This window comes from Reichenbachiella ulvae, from assembly GCF_025833875.1.
Lineage (GTDB): Bacteria > Bacteroidota > Bacteroidia > Cytophagales > Cyclobacteriaceae > Reichenbachiella > Reichenbachiella ulvae.
Window position 1 is genome coordinate 1,871,787 of the sequence record NZ_JAOYOD010000001.1, and the last position, 23,640, is coordinate 1,895,426.

At 42.5% G+C, this 23,640-nt stretch carries 14 protein-coding genes; 6 read left to right on the forward strand and 8 right to left on the reverse strand.

The features are described 5' to 3' along the window. The first annotated feature begins 6 nt into the window (after positions 1–6). The 3 genes from N7U62_RS07580 (at position 7) to N7U62_RS07590 (ending at position 5,987) form a co-directional block, all read left to right on the forward strand. On the forward strand, positions 7–801 hold the full coding sequence (locus N7U62_RS07580) for a redoxin domain-containing protein (RefSeq protein WP_264137318.1): 795 nt from the start codon (positions 7–9) through the stop codon (positions 799–801). Between the two features lie 595 nt (positions 802–1,396). Then, positions 1,397–2,545 (forward strand): sensor histidine kinase, encoded by a 1,149-nt coding sequence (locus N7U62_RS07585; RefSeq protein ID WP_264137319.1) that lies wholly within the window; start codon positions 1,397–1,399, stop codon positions 2,543–2,545. Between the two features lie 37 nt (positions 2,546–2,582). Continuing rightward, positions 2,583–5,987 (forward strand): ligand-binding sensor domain-containing protein, encoded by a 3,405-nt coding sequence (locus tag N7U62_RS07590; protein WP_264137321.1) that lies wholly within the window; start codon positions 2,583–2,585, stop codon positions 5,985–5,987. Here the strand turns inward: N7U62_RS07590 and N7U62_RS07595 are convergent. The 3 genes from N7U62_RS07595 to N7U62_RS07605 all read right to left on the reverse strand — a co-directional run bounded on the left by N7U62_RS07595 (position 5,984) and on the right by N7U62_RS07605 (position 9,308). Further along, positions 5,984–7,318: a sensor histidine kinase gene (locus N7U62_RS07595; protein WP_264137322.1), complete on the reverse strand. Its 1,335-nt coding sequence runs from the start codon at positions 7,316–7,318 to the stop codon at positions 5,984–5,986. The genes N7U62_RS07590 and N7U62_RS07595 overlap by 4 nt on opposite strands. Before the next feature lie 98 nt (positions 7,319–7,416). Continuing rightward, the gene (locus tag N7U62_RS07600) at positions 7,417–8,094 is read right to left on the reverse strand and encodes a DUF6989 domain-containing protein (protein ID WP_264137323.1); all 678 of its coding nucleotides are present in this window, start codon (positions 8,092–8,094) and stop codon (positions 7,417–7,419) included. Positions 8,095–8,096: 2 nt separating this feature from the next. Beyond that, entirely contained in the window at positions 8,097–9,308 is a 1,212-nt protein-coding gene (locus N7U62_RS07605; protein ID WP_264137324.1) for an oxygenase MpaB family protein, read from the reverse strand. A 172-nt stretch (positions 9,309–9,480) separates the two neighbouring features. Between N7U62_RS07605 and N7U62_RS07610 the strand changes: the two genes are divergently transcribed. From N7U62_RS07610 to N7U62_RS07620, 3 genes are all read left to right on the forward strand, one after another. After that, the gene (locus tag N7U62_RS07610) at positions 9,481–9,966 is read left to right on the forward strand and encodes a DUF6702 family protein (protein ID WP_264137325.1); all 486 of its coding nucleotides are present in this window, start codon (positions 9,481–9,483) and stop codon (positions 9,964–9,966) included. Positions 9,967–9,977: 11 nt separating this feature from the next. Next, positions 9,978–12,071, forward strand: a complete 2,094-nt coding sequence (locus N7U62_RS07615) for a YHYH protein (protein ID WP_264137327.1) — start codon at positions 9,978–9,980, stop codon at positions 12,069–12,071. A 761-nt stretch (positions 12,072–12,832) separates the two neighbouring features. Next, the gene (locus tag N7U62_RS07620) at positions 12,833–13,522 is read left to right on the forward strand and encodes an energy transducer TonB (protein ID WP_264137328.1); all 690 of its coding nucleotides are present in this window, start codon (positions 12,833–12,835) and stop codon (positions 13,520–13,522) included. 193 nt (positions 13,523–13,715) lie between these two features. Here the strand turns inward: N7U62_RS07620 and N7U62_RS07625 are convergent, their stop codons facing one another. From N7U62_RS07625 to N7U62_RS07645, 5 genes are all read right to left on the reverse strand, one after another. After that, on the reverse strand, positions 13,716–14,423 hold the full coding sequence (locus N7U62_RS07625; protein WP_264137330.1) for a hypothetical protein: 708 nt from the start codon (positions 14,421–14,423) through the stop codon (positions 13,716–13,718). Positions 14,424–14,595: 172 nt separating this feature from the next. After that, positions 14,596–17,010, reverse strand: a complete 2,415-nt coding sequence (locus tag N7U62_RS07630; RefSeq protein ID WP_264137331.1) for a TonB-dependent receptor — start codon at positions 17,008–17,010, stop codon at positions 14,596–14,598. 370 nt (positions 17,011–17,380) lie between these two features. Then, the gene (locus N7U62_RS07635) at positions 17,381–18,907 is read right to left on the reverse strand and encodes an alpha-amylase family glycosyl hydrolase (protein WP_264137333.1); all 1,527 of its coding nucleotides are present in this window, start codon (positions 18,905–18,907) and stop codon (positions 17,381–17,383) included. A 106-nt stretch (positions 18,908–19,013) separates the two neighbouring features. Beyond that, complete coding sequence (locus tag N7U62_RS07640) at positions 19,014–20,582, reverse strand: RagB/SusD family nutrient uptake outer membrane protein (protein ID WP_264137334.1); 1,569 nt, start codon at positions 20,580–20,582, stop codon at positions 19,014–19,016. A gap of 11 nt (positions 20,583–20,593) precedes the next feature. After that, the gene (locus tag N7U62_RS07645; RefSeq protein ID WP_264137335.1) at positions 20,594–23,638 is read right to left on the reverse strand and encodes a SusC/RagA family TonB-linked outer membrane protein; all 3,045 of its coding nucleotides are present in this window, start codon (positions 23,636–23,638) and stop codon (positions 20,594–20,596) included. Between the last annotated feature and the right edge of the window lie 2 nt (positions 23,639–23,640).

Consider the following 23,640-nt stretch of genomic DNA (forward strand, 5'->3'; position numbering starts at 1 on the left):
AAAGCCATGAAAAAAGCCCTTTTCCTAATCCTATCATCCATCCTAATTAGTCTGACTTCCTTTGCTCAAAGTGTAGGCTCTGCAGCTCCAGACTTTTCGCTATCCTACCTTTCTGGCGGCACCTTTCATCTGTCCGATCACAAAGGAAAAGTGGTTTTCCTCTTCATCTTTGGCAATCAATGCCCGCACTGTAGATCGAATGGCCCCAATACCGAAAGTGGCATCTATGAAGTCTACAAAAGCAACCCCAACTTTGTGGCGGTAGGAATAGACGTCTGGGATGGCAATGCAAGCCTGGTTGCCGATTTTCAAGACAGAACGGGGATCACCTATCCACTATGCCTCAATGGCTCTGCTATCGAAGACCTGTACAACACGACCTACGACCGAATGATTGTGATTGACAAGGATGGTATCATCCGATTCAAAGATAACGCGCAAGCCACCAGTGCAGTGGTAAGTAGTGCAAGTGAAGTCATCGCCTACTATCTAGCTGACATTAGCGATGACGGCATGGGAATGGACATGGTGTTGAGCACAAATCAAAAACTATCCTTCAATCTTTACCCAAACCCAACTAATCAATCTCAAATCAATGTTTCAAGCACTGAATTAATAGAAAACGAAGGGGAGTTCTTGCTGTATGATCTCGCCGGAAAACTACAATACAGCACACCGCTTTCTAGTGATCCAACAGGTATCCAACAAATCAATTTGGAGGCAAGTTTAAAAGGTCCGTATATTGCGAGCCTAACCATCGGAGATCAGCATTTCAATCAACGTATTTTCATCACTCAATAGCTCAACTTTCGAGCGACAAAGGTCAAATTTGACCTCAAATAGTCAACAATCTAAACTTCTAATACTCCTACACAGTATTTTGTTGATTTACTTACTTCTATCTTCCCATTAATTTCTAGATTTGTGCCTTGGTCGAGAACCTAATAACCCATCCCACCTTATTTGACCGAAACATTATCTTTAACTTTATGTATCTAGCTAAGATACAATTGGTTTGATTCTAATGGTGAATTTTAAAATTCAGTCAAAAAATGTATTCCGTGCAGTTCTGCTGACTCAGCTTGCGGCAATATCCGCCTTGCTATTAGCTGAACTTTTGATTGATTTAAAATCCGGTGGAAAACCGATATTCATCATCAGTTTTGTACTGAGTTTGTTCATTACTCTGATAGGTTTTTACAAATCAGAATCAAAGATTGCTCGCTTCTCGGTCCCCTTACTTGTAGCCTTACTTCTTGAAGGACATTTCATCAGTCAACCAGAATCTTTTAAAACCATTATTTTTTGGTTCCCCTTTATCCCAATTCTATCACTTATATGCCAGGGTCTAAAAGCATCCAGGATCTGGTTTGCTGTTATCATTATTCTTCAAATCTTGAATTACGTTTATACTAACCATACAATTGGATCCAACTATAGCGTAACCATTGACACCCAAGCTACTTTTGTGGCAAGTGTAATCTTTCTGATTTCCATTTTAGCTACTGTCTTTTTACTGTACAACCTACTGAGTAGCGCATACAAGAGATCCGTAATAAAAAATGAAGAGCTAACAAGTCTCAAAAACAGTATCGAAGCAAAAAACAGTATTCTAAAACAATATAACAGTGCCATGCTGGAGTTGACCAGAACTCCAATTCTGGAAGGTAATTTGGATGTTACGCTTGAAAAAGTAGCAGATGTGGCTCGCGACATACTCTCTCTCCCCAGAGTGAGTATTTGGTTTTTTAGCGATGACAAGCAAAGACTGATCAAAAAACTTTTGATTGAAAATGGAAAGGCTGATCCTACCCCTATCGAACTTCATAGAGGTGATTTTCCCAGGTATTTCGAGGCAGTTGAAAATCAGCCAGTCATCATGGCTCCTTTGGCAAGCAGCCACCCAGACACTGCGGAATTTACCTCTAACTATCTGGAGCCGCTCAACATCAAATCCATGTTGGATTGCCCGATCGTTCAAGACAAAGGTGTGATAGGCGTGATCTGCTGCGAACAAAAGAAATTTGTCCGAAATTGGGTGGCAGAAGATGCATTGATAATTCAATCCCTGGCGGATTTCATTGCCATGCATTTTAAAAACCAAAAGATCAAAACTCTGATGACTCAACTCACAGAACAAAATAAGGAGCTTTCACTCAAGAGCAATGAGATCGCCAGCATGAATCAGGAGCTTCATGGCTTGAATCAAAAACTGATCGAAAATAACAGCACACTAGAAGATACTGTCAGGAAAAGAACGAAAGAATTGATCACTCAAAACAACCAACTGAAGGAATACGCCTTCGTTAATTCGCACATGCTGCGTGCCCCCTTGTCAAGCATTTTAGGACTGTCCAACATACTACAGATGAAATCAGACAACATGGAGGAGCAAGAATTGTTAGAAGCCCTCTTCCAGTCTACCAACAACCTGGACGAAATCGTCAGAAAAATCAGTAGCACACTAGAAGATGGCAGCAATTTGACCCGAAAGGACATTGACTACATCATAAACGAACGATTCAAAGAATCAGAAAAGGAATAACCTTGTGATTGAATCACATTCATTGTAGATTTAATCGATGTGTGACCGATCTACTCTCCAACTTAAAGGTGCTTATCTTCAGTTCTTTATAACAGGAACTATACTACTCTTTTTTTATCCTTGTTGGTCACAGACACCTAACATTCAGGTCAATTTTCAGAACATCAACAATGAAAAAGGCCTTTCGCAAGGCTCCATCACCGACATCATCCAGGACTCCAAAGGTTTTATATGGATTGGCACGCACAATGGCCTCAACAAATACAATGGGGACGATTTCCAAATCTATCACCACATAGAATCCGATTCTACTAGCCTTTCAGACAATTCCATCTCATGCCTGATGATGGACAACCAGGGCAGCTTATGGATTGGGACGGCAGCAGGCGGCTTCAACAGATACGATGAGAGCACAGATGCTTTCACACAATACTTACTAGACCCTACCGATCAGGATGAGATACGAGCCAATGCCATTTCCACTCTTTTTCAAGATAGCCAGGGACGTTACTGGATAGGAACAGACGGCTATGGTCTAGCCCTTTGGCACCCCACTAAGGGGCTAATAGACAGATGGGATCGATCTACAGAGGACTCAACAGGTATCCGCAACAACTACATCAAACAAGTCTATCAAGATCGTCAGGGACAATTGTGGCTAGTGCATGACAATGGAATAACACAGTTTGCCTATGATGGAGAATTTCAAATCCTCAATGAGTTTAAATCTAATCCGAAAAACCCTTCTTTGGGTCTTCCCTCCTCATATGCCAAACAAATCATACAGCAATCGGAAAGTTTGTATTGGATAGCAACAGACGATGGCGTCAGCCTTTTTGATCAATCCAAAAATCGATTTAAGCATTTTCAAGCTGAAGGAGCTGATCCTAAAAACCACATAGCCAACAATTACTGCAAAACCCTTGCCCTTTGTGATCGAAACAATCTTTGGATAGGTACTGATCATGGTATCAGCATCATTGACACTAAAACTTTTGAAATTCAAAATCATTCGATGCAACTAAATGATGAGAACTCATTAGTTGATGATTATGTCAAGGTCATATTCAAAGACAAGGAAGAAAGACTCTGGATCGGTACAGATGAAGGTATCAGTGTATATGACTCTAAAAAGGAGCAATTTCAACTCCTTGAAATCCCTAACTCCTGTGGAATCAATCAAATAGGAAACAACGTATTCGATGTACTGCAGGACGATCACTATCTCTGGATAGGCACTGATCATGGACTCTATCTCATTCGCAACTCTGATCAAAAGGTGTTTTACTATACCCAGGGGGATTCAGACCCCAACAACTTGAAAAATGAGGTGATCAAAGAAATCTACAGAGATTCATCGGGGCAAGTTTGGATTGGTACCGACCATGGTCTCAATCTGGCAATCATGAATTCGAATCAAGAAGTCATTGGGTTTAAACAACCTATCAACAATCCAGAACTTAACAGAGCTTCCATTCGCTCCATATTAGAAGACAACAAAAAAAGAATTTGGATTGGTACATGGGGAATGGGCCTGACCATACTCACAAAAGACAGCAATCAAATACATAGAGGTAGCAATCACAAAGTAGACTCAGGATTGAAAAGTGGAATTATCAGTAATATACTTCAAGATAAAAAAGGAAGAATATGGGTCTTGACTGCTCGAGGATTAAACCTCTACCTAGAGGAAAGCAAGACATTTAAAAACTATCATCACAAACCCGACAACCCAAACAGTCTAAGCAGCCCTCACCCTACGAGTATGCTAATAGACGGCAACCAGATTTGGATTGGAACCAATGGAGGTGGGTTAAACAAATTCAACCCTGAAACAGAAGAATTTGTTCATTATTCACTGGAGGCCCTGAAAAACCTCACCATTTATTCTATTCAAAAAGACAAAGAGAACCATCTATGGTTAGGGACAAGCAATGGCATCATCAAATACGACCCTATCCAAAACCTGATTCTGAAATTTGAAATAAGCAATGGGTTACAGGGCAATGAATTCAATATGAATTCCACTTTCCAAACCGAAGAGGGAGTCATTTATTTTGGTGGTCACAGAGGTCTTAATTATTTCAATCCTAGCGAACTCGAAACCAACCAGAATGTTCCAGAAGTTTATATCACTGATTTTTTTCTCTTCAATGAACCGGTAGATATCCGACCCAATGGAGTTCTGGAACAAAATATATTGACCACTGATCATATCCATCTCGATTATGATCAAAATATTCTATCGTTTCGTTTCGTTGGACTGAATTATCGAAATTCTGAAAAAAACCAGTACGCCTATCAGCTAGATGGCTATGACAAAACATGGATTAGAACTGAGCAAAGCTATAGACAGGCCAATTATTCCAATGTACCGCCTGGTGATTACACATTTAAGGTCACTGCCTCTAATGATGATGGCCTATGGAACAAAGCGGGAGCTAGTATAAGAGTAAGCATCTCCCCTCCCTGGTGGCAATCCACTGCAGCTTATGTTCTGTATGCCCTACTTTTCATCGCATTAGGGCCTGGAATTTATACTTTCAGAATCTTGAAATATAAGCAGCAAGAAGAAGAGCTGGAAAGACTGGTTAAGAAACGAACCAATGAACTGAGCAAACAAAAAGAACTGGTAGAAGAAAGAAATCTGGAGTTACACGCTGCTCATGAAGAGATCAATCACAGCAATAACAAGTTGCGTGAGCTGAATGCTACACTGGAGGAAAGGGTAAACCAAAGAACGGAGGAGCTGCAAAAAGTGGTCTCGGACCTTCAAGAAAGAAACATCAATCTGGAGCAGTTCAATTACATCATCTCGCACAACATGCGTGCGCCCGTCTCCAACCTAAAGGGGCTCCTGGGCTTATATAATCACAAGGATCCAAACGACCCCTTTAACAAAACCGCATTGGATCAACTGGAAAAATCATGCGGAGATCTGGATGAAGTACTGAAAGACCTGACAAAAATTCTGGAAGTCAAAAAGGATCTAGATCAGAGGAAAGAAATCATTCTAATCACTGAATTGATAGAAAAAATCAAAAGCTCTCTAAAAAAGGAGATCAAAAAGGCTGAAGTAACCATCGAATTGGATTTGCAAGTGGATAGCATCAAATCTGTCAGTTCCCTGTGGTACAGTATTTTCACGAACCTGCTATCCAATGCGATTAAGTATCGATCAAAAGATCGCCCCTGCCACATCAAAATCAGCAGCTTTAAAACCAATGGTCTAACCACGTTTACCTTCGAAGACAATGGAATCGGAATCGACCTAAAACTCAACAAAAATAAAATATTCGGTCTATACAAAAGATTTCACAGCCATGTGGAAGGGAAAGGCATGGGACTCTTTATGGTTAAGACTCAGGTCCAATCCCTGGGTGGAAATATCACCATCAAAAGTACCCCTGACGAAGGAACTAAATTTACTATTACGCTCTAAGATTGGCTCAAAGGAAAAGCCACTTTAAATATCGCTCCGGTTTGGTCTGATGGCTGATACCAAACTTTACCTTTCATCATCTCTACATATCTTTTCACTAGAGATAACCCGATACCCGCCGAACTTTCACCACCGGTGGGTCGCGCACTAAGCTTACTGAATTTTTTAAACAACTGATCTTCCTCCTCCTTCTTCACCCCAGGACCTTCGTCCTTGATCGTAATGACGAGGTTGTTTTGATCATTGGACAGGGTAGCCTCTACACTTTTACCCTCCTCAGAAAATTTGATTGCATTAGAGATCAGGTTTTCAAATATCAAAGAAACATAAATCTCATCCGCGTCAATTACGGCTTTCTGGGCGAGATTAGAAAAACGAATTTCTATATTCTTCTTATTGGCTCGCTGCTGCATCAATTCCACAAGATTGGAAAGCATGCCAACCGTATCAATGGACTGCAGTTGGATCTGAAGATCTTCTTGACCCGCAGCATCCATCTCTAATACGCGATGGACCAAATTCTCAGCATTATTGGTCGATTGCTGTATCATTTTCACAAACATCTTTTGCTGTTCACTGCCTTCCTCATCATTTAGAAAAGTGGTCAAACTCGAAATATTCGACAAGGGGTTCTTCAGATCGTGAGCTAGGATTCGGATGATATTTTCCTTCTCGTCTATTAGCTTTTGAAGCTTGGTAGATTGCTCTGAGATGGTCTTTTTCTGTGTTTCCAGCACTTCGTTTTTCTTTTGAAGGACTCTTAGTGCCTGAGCCTGAATATCCTCAAATACAAAGGCAATGAACAGAATCATCAAAAGCAATCCAGGAAAAATTGACACATACCACTCCGTGCGCATCGCGATATTGTACTGTATAGGTAATTCGACTCCCTGAATAGCCAGCATCCCCATCCATACCATCACTCCCAACGAAATAAATCCCCAAAACGCACCCGAGACTTTATTGACAACCAAAAGGGCCAAGATTGGCACGGATATAATCCAGGCATAGATAGCAGACCATACGCCTCCAGAATAATAGGTAAGCAAATAAACGGCAACAGCGCCGACTGCAACATATATATTACCGGTAAATGGCAGAGGTAGCCGTGTTTTAACCAAAAGCGGTAAAAGAAGGAATCCTACTACATTGAACATCATCAGATAGATCCCAAGAGGGTATTCGAATATGATGCTCATCCATATGTAGCTGGTAGAAAACAAACTAGTAAGCCAACACGCCCTGATCAATAGACGCGCTCGTCTTAACTTACTGGAGTTTTCGAAATGTACGGGGTGGATGAAGTAATCAATTGCACTTGCTAACTTCATTATCTTAATCTTTTCTCGCCTCAAATATATTCATGAATTCAACAATTAGCTGTATCAAAACAGGCTTTGTTGAACTATACAGGCTAAATAGGCTGAGGCTAATGTACCAAATTAAATGCAATTAATGCGCTAACATAGATCCAAATTCCTAATAAGAACCCAATAATCAAGGAGCGATTGGCTGTCAGACGGCTGGCATAATAGACAGCAGCAGGCAGTGCCAATGAGATCAAAGCTTCACAGATGATCACATACAATGGGGCGTTAAATACCATGCGTGTATTGGCATGATACCACCACCATCCTGCGTCTTTGGCGAGGTGCTCATAGAGGGGAATATACATCCCTCCGGCAATACCCAAAACGATGGATGCCAGGATCAAATGAAGTTTACGAGTCAACAATACACCTATGAACCCCAACTGCAAAATCACATTGGACCAGGCCAGTGGCATGTAGGCTGGTGAGCTCCATATCATCAATTCCTTGCTCGGATACACAAGACTGTCGATTCCATGCACCAGATAATCATCTGTAGCCAGCTCCAATATCCCTGCCACAGTACCAATCAAAAGCAGGCGTAGGATCAGGGCATCTTTTTGAATCAAAACATAAAGCCAGTAGGAGGCATACAACAAATAGGTAATGATACTTGCTGAAACAGGTCCCCATACCAAAATCGAGCTCAACCAGGACCATCCTACCAATATGCCTGAACTGGCTAGTACAAAAACAACACTCTTTTTAGCTGGATTGTAAATATTCGCTCCTTCCATGTTTATGATTCTTCCAGTTTCCAATTTTTCTTCAAGGATGGAGGAATAAAAAAGTGGACTTTCTTACCTCCGTTATAATAACGAATGATGCCTTCAAGCAGCAGTCTATTGAAGGGTGTAGATATTTTCCGTACCATCTCCCAATGGGCGATCTCACCAATATGTCCTACCAGGTATTGCGTTAGCTTTAGCACCAGTCTATCCTTCATATTGCCTTGATTCTGTATGCCGATGCATTCACTCAGCGGCTTACCCGAAGCGGCGGCATATTCAGTCAAAAAGTAATCCATCATGTAGGCCGGCACATCATCGAATGTAGCGATTGGCATCATGCTGTTGATGAACTGGATGCACGAAGCGGTCAAAGCCCGGCCAGCCTCGGAAGGGGCCGCCTGATGAGCCAATATCTTTACCGCCAACTCATGTCCTTGCTCATAACTATCCGGCAGTAGCCTCTCATCTATTCCCATCAGGTAGCCCACTACCTTCCAGCAATGCATATAAGCAGTTTGTTCCTCTACACTGAGTTCCACATTCAGGTGCTTCAAGCCTGATAGAATCACCGGAGCGAAAGACATCAAGGTACCCGCCAGGTCTTCCTGATTGATGGGTTGTCCCAGTCGATCGACCTCCCACTGTCTATTGTTTTTAGGATGATGAAGAAAATAACGAATCGAAGCATGAATCAGCCTTACCTTCTGTATCGTAACCAGGCCTTTGCCTTCAGGATCCAGACCTCCGGGAGACATCACATTCACGACCATCTGGGCGGTCTCCATGAGTCTCCGGGCAAGTGGGTCCACATCTTTGTTGTGAGAGAGCAGTCGCCCTGTGGCATACAACACCTCTGCACCATGAGCACAGGTATAACACATCGGAAGAGAAGCTACATTGAGCAGCATGAATATCTCAGGCCCGAACTTCGCAAAGACCTCCTCCCCGATTTTCAGTTGGTCGGCATCCGCCCACTCAGGGAGATGAGCCGTCTTCTCAAAATATCCGATTAGGGTTTTAGCAAGGTCAGGTTCTAATTCGCTGAACACCGATGGATCAACACTATCATTTTGCACCAACAAGGCGAAGATTTGATTGATCTGGGCTTCATATCCTGAGCTGATGATCTCGGCAACTGTATCATCGGCCAGAGTGTCCGTCATCAGTCTAAATTCGTCTAGTAGTTTCTCATCGATAAGAGCAATATCGAAGGCTTTCATTCACATTTGGTTTGGATTCAAAGGGTGAATATAACAGCAAGGTTCTATAGATCGCAAGCTTGAATCGAAAAAGATGGCTGACTCACCTCGTGATTTAAAAAATCACAGCTCTGCTCATCCGAAAGGTAGGGTTTCCCTCAAAGCAGCCGTTTTACCCTCAAATAGCCATTAAATGAAAAAGTATTTCTTCTTACTCTTATCGATAACTCTTTGCTTTTCAAAAGGATATAGTCATGATCTAAAGTTGGGCTTCTTTCAATGCTATCAAATCAATGACAATCTGTATCTACAGGTCAAACTGGACAGAGAGGAAATACTGGAGGCAGTCATGAAAAACGGCACTACTACTACCAGTGGAAAAGAAGATTTCAAAATGGCCATTTTCGATTATGTCAAAAACCGTTTGGCTCTTTCATTCAACGATCAATCCAGTCAGATTCAATTCTTTCTGATCGAATATGATGAGGACCACATTCACCTCAGGGGACATATCAAAGGTTTCGATCCCAATCAATCCATCAAAAACATAGCCATCACCAATACATGCCTGATCGAAGAAGTAGATGGACAGGAAAACATCGTCCAATTCGATCTCAACAATAAAAAAAGATCTTTTCGGCTCAACAAACAGCACATACAAACAGAATTTAATTACTGAAATCACGAACTATGAGAAAGACAACACATCTCAAAGGCCTATTCTTAGGGCTCATGCTCAGCCTTACCATGGCCTGCGAAGAAGAGGAACCAGAAATACCGAACAACCCTCCAACGGTAGCCAATGCCATCATAGACCTGAACTTACAGGCAGGATTTGGAGAAAAGGAAATCACCATCGGTAGTGTTTTTACTGATGAAGATGGAGATGAACTAAGCTATACTGTCAGCAGCAGTAATCCAGAAGTCGTCGTAGCTCAGGTCGGGAGCGATCGCCTGGTGATCTCGGAGGTCGCTACTGGCCAAAGTACCATTACTCTCACCGCTGATGATGGCAATCAGGGATTGGCTTCCGATAGCTTTCTGGTAACAGTGGCTGAAGTAGAGGTCAACAACGCACCAATGGTCAAAACTGCACTGGAAGATCTGGAATTGGAAGTTGGCTTCCAGACCCATACCCTTTCTCTCAGTGAGGTATTCGAAGATGTCGATGGAGATGAATTGACTCTAGCTGTCAGTTCGAGCAATGAACAAGTAGCCACCGCTAGCCTGGATGGAACAGACCTGAACCTATTCGAACAAGGTGAAGGCAGTACAACCATAGAGATCATAGCCAAAGACCCAAAAGGGGAATCGGCTAGTGACAGCTTTGTACTCACGCTGGTTGATAGCAGTCCTGTGGTAGCCAATGCGCCTGAAGACTTAAGCTTAACAGAAGGATTCCAGATGCAGCAGGTAGACTTAACCGATGTGTTCAGCGACCCTACTGGTGAAGGGCTTAGCTACGAGCTCAGCAGCAGTGACGAACAAGTGGCTACTGTTAGCATTCTGGAAGGCGCCTGGTTTATCATCGAACAAGGCACGGGAACAACCGATATCTCGGTAGTGGCTTACAACAACCAACAAAAATCGGCGAGCACCAGCTTCACCCTTACCATCGAAACTCAGCAATATACAGTAGAAGAAATCACGCTCAATTTTGGCAACACCTCTGGCAACAGCCTTTATATCACCTATTGGAATGTGCCTCAAGACATAGATGGGCTGGCCATTGTCATCAGTGATCAACAGTCCTTTACTGCCTTGACAGATGGAGAGGAGCCGTCCTCGAGTATTACCTATCTGGGAGACGGACAACAAGTCGTCTATCTTGGCAATCAGTCCGCAGAATTCGAAATCCTACTTTTACAGGCACAAACCACTTACTACTTTCAGGTCTACACCTATACCGGAGACTATGTATGGAGTGATGCTGCACATACCGTGCAAAACAACACTACGGAAAGCTGCGGCACGACCAGTACTTCTATCAGTGAGGTTTGCTTCGATTATTCCACTCCTGACGTGCGCACGATCAGCTCTAACCAATATCCGAGTCATGCAGTGGGCAACTTCCCCAATGCGGACCCTACGGCCATAGAAGTTACCCGAAGTTTTGACATGAACCCAGCCCAGGCCAATGCTGTGACCTATGTCTATGACGAGACGGGTCCTCCTACTCCTAGTAATCAGAACTTCTATCAGTTCGGGATGGCCATCAATGGCGTAGAGTTTCACCCCATGGGATTAAAACCCTGGACCAACCCTAATACACAAGAAGAAAACTGGGAATGGCAGGCGCAAGTCTCGGAAGAAGGACAGACTCATTTGGATGCCTATGGTGCCCATGTGACCTCTCAGGGCAACTACCATTATCACGGAGATATTGTAGGGTTGGCAAACACCGAAGACGGCAGCAAGCACTCTCAGCTCTACGGTTTCGCAGGAGATGGCTTCCCGATCTACTACAAATACGGGTATGTAAGCGCCGATGACCCAAGTAGCGGCATCAAAGAACTGACCTCCAGCTACCAATTGAAGTCAGGGACGCGTACCGGTACGGGCACAGCAGGTGCTGACTATCCAGACGGCTCCTATGACGGTACCTACATTCAGGATTTCGAATATGTACAGGGGCTGGGCGATCTGGACGAGTGCAATGGCCGCACAGGCGTGACACCAGAGTTTCCTAACGGCACTTACTACTACGTGATCACTACAGATTTCCCCGTCACCCCTAACTGCTTTGTGGGTACTCCGGATGCAGATTGGATCATAGGGAAGTAAAAACCTAAAAAGCCATAAATAACCAAACCCCATCTATCAAATGGTAGATGGGGTTTATTTTATCGGTCAAAGAACTGCTAAGACCAACGGGGTCTGAGACCCTACAATTAAATTGGGTTTCAAGTCGTCTTGTGGAAGACTTGGAATAGGGAACCCATTTTTTAGCTGACGATGGTAATTTTTTGTCGAAGGGTACTCATTTTCTGATGGAGAGCACACATTTTCCACCCAATGGTGGTCATTTTTTACTCTGAGACGGTCATTTTTTGGCCGACGATAGGCATTTTCCATCGGACCATGTTCATTTTCCAGCTGACGATATACATTTTCCGCTCGAAGAGGGTCATTTTTTAGCTGATGACAGGCATTTTCCGAGTAGGAGAACTCATTTTTTGAATTAGGAGAGTCATTTTTCACCATCCCCGAAAAGTCAACCACCCAAGACTCAAGTCGTATCAAAGTGCTTTTCCCTCCTTTTCTTCGGCTCTCTTCATGGACAGGAAGGCACCTGAACCAATTATCCATTCAAAAGAAACCGTGTGTAAAATTCCACATTTGTGAAAAGACATGCACAGTTCTTTAGTGAAAGACATTTTCATCAAAACCTGCCCTATTCAAATCACGATTTCTCCAAAAAACCATTTTTAACCTCATTGAGGGCGATATGAGTCCCAAATAAAGACGTGATTACCAGAACTTTGGCATGACCTTTTGCCTTCTATCTACCAGAAACAATTTATGTTAAACTAAAATTTGATAGTATGCATTTTATAAAAAATATAACTAAACCTAAATCATTAGTAGATAAACTGTTCATCACATGTTTATGCCTGGTCGCACCCTTGTGGGTCCATGCACAGGACGCCTCGTATGATGATATAGAGAAAACGCAAGACGAGATTGAGTCCATATATGTGAACATCTACAGAATCATGGATGAGTATCCTGAGGCAACTTTTAACCTTGACTATCCCAATAAGGTTCAAATATATGGGGTGACAGACATGACAGATAAGAAGCAATTGAAGACTTACCTCCTTAATCTAGAAACCTTAAAAAGCGACATCCTCAATCTAAGTAACAGAACAGGAGTATATTATGTATCAGAAACCGATCCCAAACCAGAGATGGGATACAAAGACTTCTATTCTCAGCTATACAGCGAACTTGGCTACCCAGAGAAAGCCAAAGATCGCGGTGTAGAAGGTACTATTTTCGTAAAGTTTGTCGTAGATAGTGATGGAGAAATATCTAACGCCATAGTGGCCGAAGATATCGAGGATGCAGATGAATATGTCATCAATGCCTTAAGTAAAGAAGCGAAAGACGCCATCTTGTCGACTTCTGGAGACTGGAAACCAGCTACAGTAGGTGGATTGTCAGTGGCCTCATGGGTCGTAGTGCCCGTGCAGTTCAAGTTAAAAAGCCCATATTTCCAACCCATTTACTAATTGAATAACAAGACTTATAAATCTGAATATTTATAAGAATAGCCCCAAATAGATGTATTTGGGGCTATTTTATGTCTCATTGACAAATGCTTAACCATTTTTCATCGACTGTTTGGTAATGGGAGGCCTGTCGCACAATAGTTTGTTTTTTCCGATTTTCATCCAATTGAAGGGGATACCTTGATCCCCACGTTTAAAACCTCACCACATATTCCAGTCCTAGTCCTACTCCGGTCGTTTCTGGCAGGTATTCGTTGATGCGGAACTCGGCGACTGCATAGAAGTTTTTCAACATCGCCACTCCAAGCTGATGCTCGGTCACCCAGAGAAAAGGATCATCTGGATCATGATTCAGATTTTGATCGGCAAAGCCTGACAGGTAAACTCGGTTTTGCCAAAAACTGAAGCGATAGGCATGCTCGATCTGTGCCATCCAGACTTCCTGATCGCCATAGCCGGCTTGCAGTGCATAGACTGTCACGGCATAGTTGAAATGCAAATTTTTAAGAAACTCCCCTACTCCCCGGGTATCATTGGCACTCCACCGCAGGCCCAATCGATAAGAGTCGTTGGCCGGGCCATTGCGCAGCGCTGCCTGAAAAGCCAGGTCAAAAGGCAAGTTTTTGTGAAAGCGCCATCGAAGCGTCTGCTCCGAAAAGAAAGTCCCCACATCAGCATCCTGTTCAGTACCCGTATAATTCACAAAACCAAAATATTGAAAAGGCCCGGTAAAATTGACCAGGGCATTGATGGTCAGTTCGCTATGACCCCTGGTGTCATAGTAGAGGTTGGGATCAAAAAAACCATGGTTGCTTTCCTTTTCCTGTCCCAAAACAGGTAATGCGTAGCAGAAAGCAATAATTAGGAAGAGTCGTTTGATGGCGTTGGTATTTGTTAACAATTGAATTTAACAGGATTTATCGGGAGTTAATAATTATTGTGAGATTGAGTAATTGGCCAACAAATTTTCACCCACACAAAAAACTGTTGTTTAATAACCTAAACTCAACGGGCGCAAATCGATGCAGCAGGAATACCTATTAACTAATTCCTTTTAACTATTATCTAAGCCATTAATTATCGACGCGTCTCATCTCCTCAGAAGACCCTACTGATCGCTTCCTCTTCTGCACCTTATTGTTGCCAAACTGGTAAGTATAAGAGGCCAAAAAGATACGTTTCTCGTATTTGTATCTGCCAGTAAAATTGAAAGTTGCATCTTCGGTCGTTCTCCAACGGTACTGGCCAGTTTCGAATATGTCATTGCAAGAGAAACGTAAGGTGCCGGCACTGCCAAAATCCTTTTGCACACCCAGATTAACAAATCCACGAGACAGCCAGTTGAAGTATCCATTGATGATAGGCGAAACATAAAAGCCTGACAACTCCACCGTAAAATCTGCCGGTAACATAAATATCTGCGTGGTATTCGCCTGGAAGCCAAACTGGCTCCTTTTCATTTTTTGATCAGACAGCTGTGTCTCTATCATCTGCCAGTTGGCGGAGATGTTGTTTTGCATCTCCCACCACATACTCAGCGCTATCGGAAAGGACAAATTGGAAGCCACCGTCTTACGCGTATCGATGTTATCTGATGTCAGCACCATGACATTGGTCGCAGGATCCAGTGTCGGCTGAAACCTCATGATCACATTGTCATCATGACTGTACTGAACAGAAAAAAGCACACTTTTTCTCGAATATTCTGCTTTGACGCTATTGGTCATAGTCGGATAGATGCTGGCATTGCCTGAAAAATAAGTGTAGGGATCATGAAAGATCACCCATGGTGCCATCTGATTAAAAGAGGGTCTGGTGATCCGTCTACCGTAAGAAAACTGAAGGGTATTATGCTCATTGAGCTTGTGAGACAAAAAGAAAGAAGGGAAATAGTTGCCATAGTTTCTATCCACCAGGCCTGATTCATCTACTGTGCTGAGATAGGTCATGGTATGCTCGTACCGAAGGCCCGCAGACATATTGGTCTTGCTACTCAGCTCAACATTGAGAGAACCATAGGCAGCATAGACATCTTCCGTCAGGTCCGCATAGCTGGTAAATGCACTTCCAATCTGCCAGTCGCCATTGACCTTCTCCTCAAACACCACATCGTTGACCAACGCAGAAAAGGTACCTTTCACTCCTAATTCAGCCTTGATCTTTTTATTGATATCCATTGAATAATCCAGCTTGCCCACCCATAGATTTATGGGGGTTTCCTTGGTCAATCGGTTTTCTTCCAGATTCAAAGGAGTTCCATCTCCTTCATAATATTGATTGGCATACTCCTGACGATTATAGTTGTCATATACCAGATAATCGAGATTGGCGGTCAAGACCTGACCCTTATTGAAGGTGTGCTGGAGGTTGACATTGCCCATGATGTGAGACCAATTGTCTTTTTCGCCCACATCCAGATTGATCAGGGTATCCTCAGATACGGAGTAGTTAAACTCAGAATCCGTGTTGGCCTGACGATCGAGTCGGTTGTCATAGCCACTGACCAATAAGCCCAAAATGGTATTAGTTCCGATGCTGTAATCCATTCCCGCTGTGTAATTATGTGAAGGGCGCTTCCCATCTCTGACAGCCTCGGTAGAAGCCTTGGTAGACTCTAGATCGGTTTCGTTTTCGCGATAGTTGTCCCATAGCACCTGTCGTCCGCGATAGCCAAAAGAATAGCTTCCATAGACCCCTATCTTCTCTCTTTGATGACTCAGGTTGATACTGCTACCCAGGCGTGGGCCTGTAGCGTATCCGGCATTCAGCATCACCGTACCATTGGTCCCTGTATTGCCACCAGATTTCATCACGATGTTGATAAAACCGGCATCACCATCAGCATCATATTTGGCAGGCGGCACGGTCATGATCTCTATTTTTTCGATATCTCCGGCATTGAGACTAGACAGCAACTGATAGACCGCCTCCAAAGGCATACGGCTCCTTTTGCCATTCATCAGTACAATCACCCCGTTTTTACCTCCCAGCGCAAAAGTGTTGTCCTGACGGTTGACAGTGACACCAGGGGACTTTTCCAACACATCGATCGCCGACTGGCCTGAGGACGTGATTGAGCTACTCACATTGATCACCATTTTGCCCAGCTCTACTTCATAGAGTGGCTTTTGAGCTTTCACCACGACTTCTTCTAGCTGCTCTGAATCTTCAGACAATACAATGTCTCGCATGGCAAGCTGCTTATTGTCACGAAGAGAAAACACATCTGAGTAAGATTTGGCATAGCCGATCAGGTAGGACTGAATCATGTACTGTCCCTGCTTCACATTGGCCAGCGTATAGTAGCCTTTATCATCAGTGACAGCTCCCTTGACTAGAGAAGAGTCTGCAGGACTCAGCAATAAAACATTGGCAAAAGTAACTCCGGAATTTTCCTGATCGATGATTCTTCCTTTGATGGAAAACTGAGCAAGTGAGGAAGTGCTAACAGCCAGTAATCCCAGTAGGTGCAGTGCGGCTAATTTCATTTGAGTAGAGGTTAGGTACAAAAAGGCTGGTAGCTCTACAAAAATACAGATAAATAAGTTAGTACATGTAAAAAATACCGCTGATCAACTACAGTTCTATCTAGGAATCAATAGGAAACAATCAATTCTTGAACACAAAAAAAGGAGAAAGTCACCCCTCTCCTATTTACTAAATAAAACCTATTACTTGATTTTACCTGAATTAGAAATTCAGGCATTAATGGTTAATTGTAATCCCGTGATTAGGAAAAACATCCGACGAACCCAATAAAGCTGGCCATCCAACCTAATTGAGATATAGTAGTTTCTCATATCAAAGTCGGCCATTTTTCTATTCACGATTAACAATTACTCTCCGCTATGGCTAATGCTAATTGCGGATAAGAATTAGACTGGCTCTTGAGCCAAGTGTTACTTTCGAACCATCCATGACGACAGCTCCATTTTCAAATCTCTTTTGTAGCCCTTCTCCAATATCTCCTAAGTCTACCTCCTTGGTTGATAAGTTGTGGTAGACGTATGCCGTTTGGTCGCCATAGCTGCGCGAGAATGCCAATACTCCTTTCGCCCCTGTTTCTATTTTGTTGATGTCTCCAAGTGAAAAAAGGTCTTCATGCTTGATACTGATCAACTCTTTATAAAGACTCAAAATAGAGCTAGGATCTTTCAACTGCTCGGCAACTGATGTCACCGTGGAATCTGTCGAATAATCAGACTCCATCCAGGTAGTACGCATGCTGTCCTTGGCCTTCTTATCCCAAAGCATAGGCTCTCTGATGTTCTCGTCTGGTTTCATCCCCAGCATTCCTATTTCCTCGCCATAGTAGATGTAAGGAGTTCCAGGCAATGTCATCAATATCGCTGCTGACAGCTTGATCTTATCTTCTGCTCCTCCCAATACAGATCCTACACGATTCTGATCATGATTGCTCAAGAAACTGGCCTCCAAAAAATCAGGATTGTAATTTTTGAACCAGGGTAGAGATTCGTTAATTACATCTGCCATGTGTACTCCATCGTTCATTTCATAGCCATGTCCTGCGATTTGAGCCGCTTTTTGATCGCCTTTATTGATAGACTCTAAAATACTGAAGGCACGATCAAAGTTGAACAGAGAAGTAAACCCTGCAGCATATGGCGAAGCATTTTTAGCATCAGACCACACCTCTCCTATCAGGTAAACATCCGGATTGGCCTTCTGCATCTCTGCTTTGAACTCCTTCCAAAAGGCATGACTGTCCTCTGCTCTGTCGTCTGGATAAATGTGCTTGGCAGCATCCAATCTGAAACCATCCACTTTTACCTCAGACAACCAGAAACGACCCGCCTCATAAAACTCCTGACGCACCTTTGGATTGTCATAGTTGAAGTCTGGCATACCCCCATAGAAAAAGCCATAATAGTGCTCCGAAACGGTATCCTCCTCGGTCACTGGGTGCCATTGGCGAATGTTGTCCGAATCAAATGAAGTTTCCTTTTTAGCGATTTCAGCAGCGATAGAATCCTTATCAGCCCAAACATAGTAATCTCTATATTCCGCGTCAGGACCACTCTTAGAATCTAAAAACCAGGAGTGCTCAGATGAACTGTGATTGATCACAAAGTCTATGATCACTTTGATATCTCTGGCGTGCGCCTCGTTAATGAAAGTCTTGAAATCATCCATCGTTCCATAGTCAGGATGAATCCCCATGTAATCCGTCACATCATACTTGTGATAGCTTGGAGATGGATTCATAGGCATCAACCAGATGGCATCAATACCGAGATCAGCCAGGTAATCCAATTTGCTGGTCATGCCCGGGATATCACCAATCCCATCGCCATTCGAATCGGCAAAAGACTGCACGAATATTTCGTAAAAGACAGCTTTTTCGTAAGTAACCGCTTCGGTCATAGGCGTTTCAGTTGTTTCTTCCTGTTTTTGAGAACAAGAAAATACTAGAAGTAAAAAAAACAGCCAAACTAAGTTTGACTGTTTTTTGATTATTGTTAGCGAAAATCTAATATCCTTCATTTTGTTTCAAATTCGGGTTTACATTTAGATCTGAAGCTGGAATAGGGAAAACATCCAAGTGAGAGGAAGTAACAACACCCTCTTTAACCCCACCTTTCCAAGGCCAAACTCCCTGATCTGAAAACTGACCGTATCTGATTAAATCAACACGACGAGTTCCTTCCCAGTGCAATTCTCTTACTCTTTCATCCAAAATAAAATCCAAATCCATTTCACCTATAGTAATGTTGCCCGACGTGTCTCCATAGGCTCTTTCTCTGATCATATTGATATACCCTAAAGCAGTATTCATATCTCCGTTGGCTCCCCCTCTCAATGTAGCCTCTGCATACATCAGATAGGCATCAGCTAGTCGAAACACAGGGTAATCTGTATCCACAAAATCAGGATCTACACCTGCTTCACCAGTAGATGAAATGTTTACCCACTTCGCGACAGCATAGCCATCTTCAAAAGTGGCTACATCATTGATACCAGCAGTCTGACCAGCCGTGTAGAAGAAATTTCTTGGGTCCATATTGGCGATATCTAGTGTATCACCGAATTTCTCTACCATACCATAGGTAGTTCTGGTTCCAGCCCATCCACCACCTACACCATATAGTGCAGGATCCATCGATCCTCCTATAGCAGCATGAACCAAAAAGGTAGTTCCACCCCAGGTTTGGATTTTGTCACCATCATGTGCCAAAGCAAAGATGATTTCTGAATTAGCCAATTCATCATTATCAGTCATCCAAAGCTCTGCATAGGTATTATGTAGAGAGTACCCCCCACCGAAAACCTTATTACAAGCAGTAATAACTTCATCATACCTTGATTCATTGATGTACACTTCAGCATTCAAATACAGCTTTGCTTGAAGCATCCAAACAGCTCCCTTATCTACTCTGCCATATTCATTAGACATAGGGTCTGGTAGTTGAGGTTCAACTTCATTCAATTCTGTTTCGATGAACTCAAACACTTCTAAAGGAGTAGCCTGTGAAGGCAAATCAGTACTGATTGAAGTGATCAAAGGAATATTTCTGAACATATCCAATGCATGCCAGTACGCCAAAGCTCTCAAGTATCTTGCCTCCGCTCTGTACTCTTCGATGACTGCCTGGTCAGCAGCGCTGATCCCATACTCACTCAATTTTGAAGGTGTAGACTGAGTCAAAAAATCATTCGCATAGGCGATGATATAATACACTCGGTAATACAGAACCTGCATGAATTGATTATTAGAACTCCAAGTCTGGTAATGTAAATCTCTAATACCCGCATCCGACCAAGCAATTACTGCCTCATCAGTAGTCAATTCTTGAGCTTTCCAATAGGCCCTAATGTAAGAAGTAAATCCCTCATCATTGACAATAGTAATATCAGGGCGACCTGCAGGTCCTTGTTGTCCAGTCAAAGTATAGGCTGCGTAGATTTTGGCTAGATAGGACCTATATGATGCTGGATCTTGAAAAACCACTGCGTCTACATCCGCCTCTTCAGGTTTCAAATCCAAATCCGTACAGGCCACTACGAATATTGCTAAAAATATATATGCTAATTTCTTCATGACGCTTTCAATTAAAAGTTAATGTTTACACCTCCAATGAAGGTGGTTGATCTTGGGTAAGGATTGTTATCAATACCTGTGAAAGTCTCCGGGTCTATACCTGAATAGTTGGTTACGGTCATCAGGTTTTGGGCCGTCACGTATGCCTTAATTCTTGCAAACTTTAATTGACTGAAAGTATAACCCAAAGTGATGTTATCCAGTTTCAAGAATGACGCATCTTCAATATAATGAGAGGAGTGTAATTGTCTTGTCTTGAATCCAGTTTCATAAGAAGACTCATGAATATTATTGGTCACATTGGTTTCGGTCAATAGATCAAAGTACCCCATGCTTGAGGCATTATTATTATAGACATGACCACCAAGGTTTGATCTGAATGTAAAACTCAGATCAAAGTTTTTGTATCTCATATTAGATGTCAATCCCATCATGAGAAAAGGAAATGGACTGTCTGTAACCACTTTATCATTATCATTGATCACACCATCACCCGAATCCAAAATACCATCATTGTCAGTATCGACTGTAGGCTGATCCACGTACATATCCAAAGGGTTAGAACTACTTACGGGTTTGCCAGTGTTGTCATAGATCTGCTCATATACCTTGAAGGCATAAATGGATTCTCCTTCTTTCAGTACTCTTATGGTTTGACCTACATCACCATTAATAATATTGTTTCGATCATCGTATCCACCAAACAATGGATCAAAAGCAGAATTATCCAACCTGATTACCTCATTTTTATTAGTAGACATGTTAAAATTCAAGTCCCAGCTAAAGTTCTCAGAATCGACAGCCACGGCGTCCATCACAAATTCAAAACCTTGATTTCTAACTTTACCGATATTAGTCAAAACCAAATCTGATAGGTTGCTTCCGGCAGGCACTGCTACATTGAACAACAAGTCATTCACTTCTTTGATATAATATTCTGCGGACACATTGAGTCGACCATCCAAAAACCCGACATCAATACCCACGTTCGTAGACACGGTTTCTTCCCATTTCAGCTCAGGATCTACTCCTATCGGTCTCAAAGTTCTAACATACTCATTGCCGAACTGATAGGTAGCAAACTGATCCCCTAATTCATAGAAAGTATTGTACTTGTAATCGGCAATATCCTGATTACCTGTTACACCATATCCCGCTCTCAACTTCAGATCGCTGAATAGATCAGAAGACCAGTTCATCCATGGCTCCTCGATGATTCTCCAGGCGATAGCCCCTGCAGGGAACATTCCCCATTTATTGGCTTCACCAAATTTGGTAGACCCATCTCTTCTCAAAGAAAATGTCAATAGATATTTGTGTTTGATATCAATGTTAGCTCTACCATAGAAGGATATCAAACGGTTTTCCAATGGTGCCAAATCAAAGAAAGTAGTATCTGTAGATACATATTTGCCATTTACCTGGGTTGCACTATCACCTGCAAATTTTGTCTGATCCTGTCGGAAATTCTGCCATGAATATCCTCCAGTCAGGTCTACTCGAGTATCGATGGCCTTCAGTTCGGTATGATACTTCAACAGGGTTTCTAGTAATTTCGTTTTCTTAGTGGCTTCTTCATCGTTGATTCCTACCCCTCTTTCGTTGATATATCTTGATTTGAGAAACTCACTTGCCACAGCATCATATTCACCCTTGGAATAATTATAAGAACCAACTGCCTCGACACTCAAACCTTGTACAAATGGCAGTCTATAGTCAATATTAATGCTATTTAGAGATCTGAAAGTTTTCCCTTTCTGATCATTCAAGTCCTGTTCAGAAACTGGGTTAGCAGTTGCTAAAGCCTCATTGGGCGACCCCCACTGAAAATATCCGTCAAAAGGACTGTTCTCCTCATAAACCGGACGAGTTGGGTCCATTCTCAGAGCAGAACCAATGACATTAGGAGAAAATTGATCCTTAACAAAACCTGTCTTTGAATTCAGGGTCAATTTCAAGTTATCATTGAACAAAGATTGGTTCAATTTTAACCCAATACTTGTCGTTTGGTTTCTGGTCTTTCTCATTACCCCCTGGTTATCCAAATAGTTGACTGAGGCATAGTACTTTGTATCTTTTGCTCCTCCAGATACCGATAGGTTATGTTGCATCCCTTGAGCCACCTGCAATACTTCGTTGACCCAATCGGTATTGGCATCTCCTAAGAATTCGTATTCTTGTGGTGCCTTGTCGATAATCACTTGTCTGTAAGTATCTGCATCGAAAATCGGTACCTTATTATCTGAAAATCTCGAAATGGAGTAAAAACCATCATAGCTTACTCTCATCTTTCCTTTTTCACCGCTCTTGGTTGTGATGATGATCACACCGTTAGCCCCTCTGGCTCCATAAATGGCAGCAGCTGATGCATCCTTTAATACTGTAATATTCTCTACATCATTGGGGTTCATAAAGTTGAGTGGATTTCTTCCACCTACTGTTCCTGAATTTTTATCTAATGGCACCCCATCCACTACAAATAGTGGTTGCTCACCATTAATGGATACACCTCGCAATCTGATATCAGTTGATGATCCAGGATCACCAGATGAATTGATTTGAAGACCCGCTACTTTACCAGTTAGAAGTTTATCAGGAGAACCTATAACACCCTTGTTGAATTGTTTAGAATCAACACTGGCTACCACACCAGTCACGTCCTTCTTCTCTACACTGCCATAGCCAATCACGACTACTTCAGATAGTTCTTCTGCATCCAATTGTAACTCCACAACAATGTGACTCATATTTCCAACAGTCACTTCCTCAGTTTTGTATCCCACGAAGGAAAATATCAAAACTGCTCCGTCGTTAACCTCCACAGTAAAATTCCCGTCAAAATCAGTCACCACACCAGAAGAAGTTCCTTTGACAAGAACATTTACCCCTGGTAGTCCTCCACCTAAGTCAGAATCTGTCACTACACCCGTCACCGAACGAGACTGTGCATATGCCCCAGATGTGATGAATACTGAAAGTATCATCAGCACTGAAGCCAAAAGAGAAAACCCCCTTTTTTCCCAATTCACTATCACATTTTCGTAAAAGTCATTCATTT

Bases quoted from the DNA above. Each gene is read 5' to 3' on its own strand.
- N7U62_RS07600 (WP_264137323.1), bottom strand. From the start codon at position 8,094: ATGGAAGGAGCGAATATTTACAATCCAGCTAAAAAGAGTGTTGTTTTT.
- N7U62_RS07590 (WP_264137321.1), top strand. From the start codon at position 2,583: ATGTGTGACCGATCTACTCTCCAACTTAAAGGTGCTTATCTTCAGTTC.
- N7U62_RS07610 (WP_264137325.1), top strand. From the start codon at position 9,481: ATGAAAAAGTATTTCTTCTTACTCTTATCGATAACTCTTTGCTTTTCA.
- N7U62_RS07605 (WP_264137324.1), bottom strand. From the start codon at position 9,308: ATGAAAGCCTTCGATATTGCTCTTATCGATGAGAAACTACTAGACGAA.
- N7U62_RS07620 (WP_264137328.1), top strand. From the start codon at position 12,833: ATGCATTTTATAAAAAATATAACTAAACCTAAATCATTAGTAGATAAA.
- N7U62_RS07635 (WP_264137333.1), bottom strand. From the start codon at position 18,907: ATGACCGAAGCGGTTACTTACGAAAAAGCTGTCTTTTACGAAATATTC.
- N7U62_RS07580 (WP_264137318.1), top strand. From the start codon at position 7: ATGAAAAAAGCCCTTTTCCTAATCCTATCATCCATCCTAATTAGTCTG.
- N7U62_RS07640 (WP_264137334.1), bottom strand. From the start codon at position 20,582: ATGAAGAAATTAGCATATATATTTTTAGCAATATTCGTAGTGGCCTGT.
- N7U62_RS07615 (WP_264137327.1), top strand. From the start codon at position 9,978: ATGAGAAAGACAACACATCTCAAAGGCCTATTCTTAGGGCTCATGCTC.
- N7U62_RS07595 (WP_264137322.1), bottom strand. From the start codon at position 7,318: ATGAAGTTAGCAAGTGCAATTGATTACTTCATCCACCCCGTACATTTC.
- N7U62_RS07645 (WP_264137335.1), bottom strand. From the start codon at position 23,638: ATGAATGACTTTTACGAAAATGTGATAGTGAATTGGGAAAAAAGGGGG.
- N7U62_RS07630 (WP_264137331.1), bottom strand. From the start codon at position 17,010: ATGAAATTAGCCGCACTGCACCTACTGGGATTACTGGCTGTTAGCACT.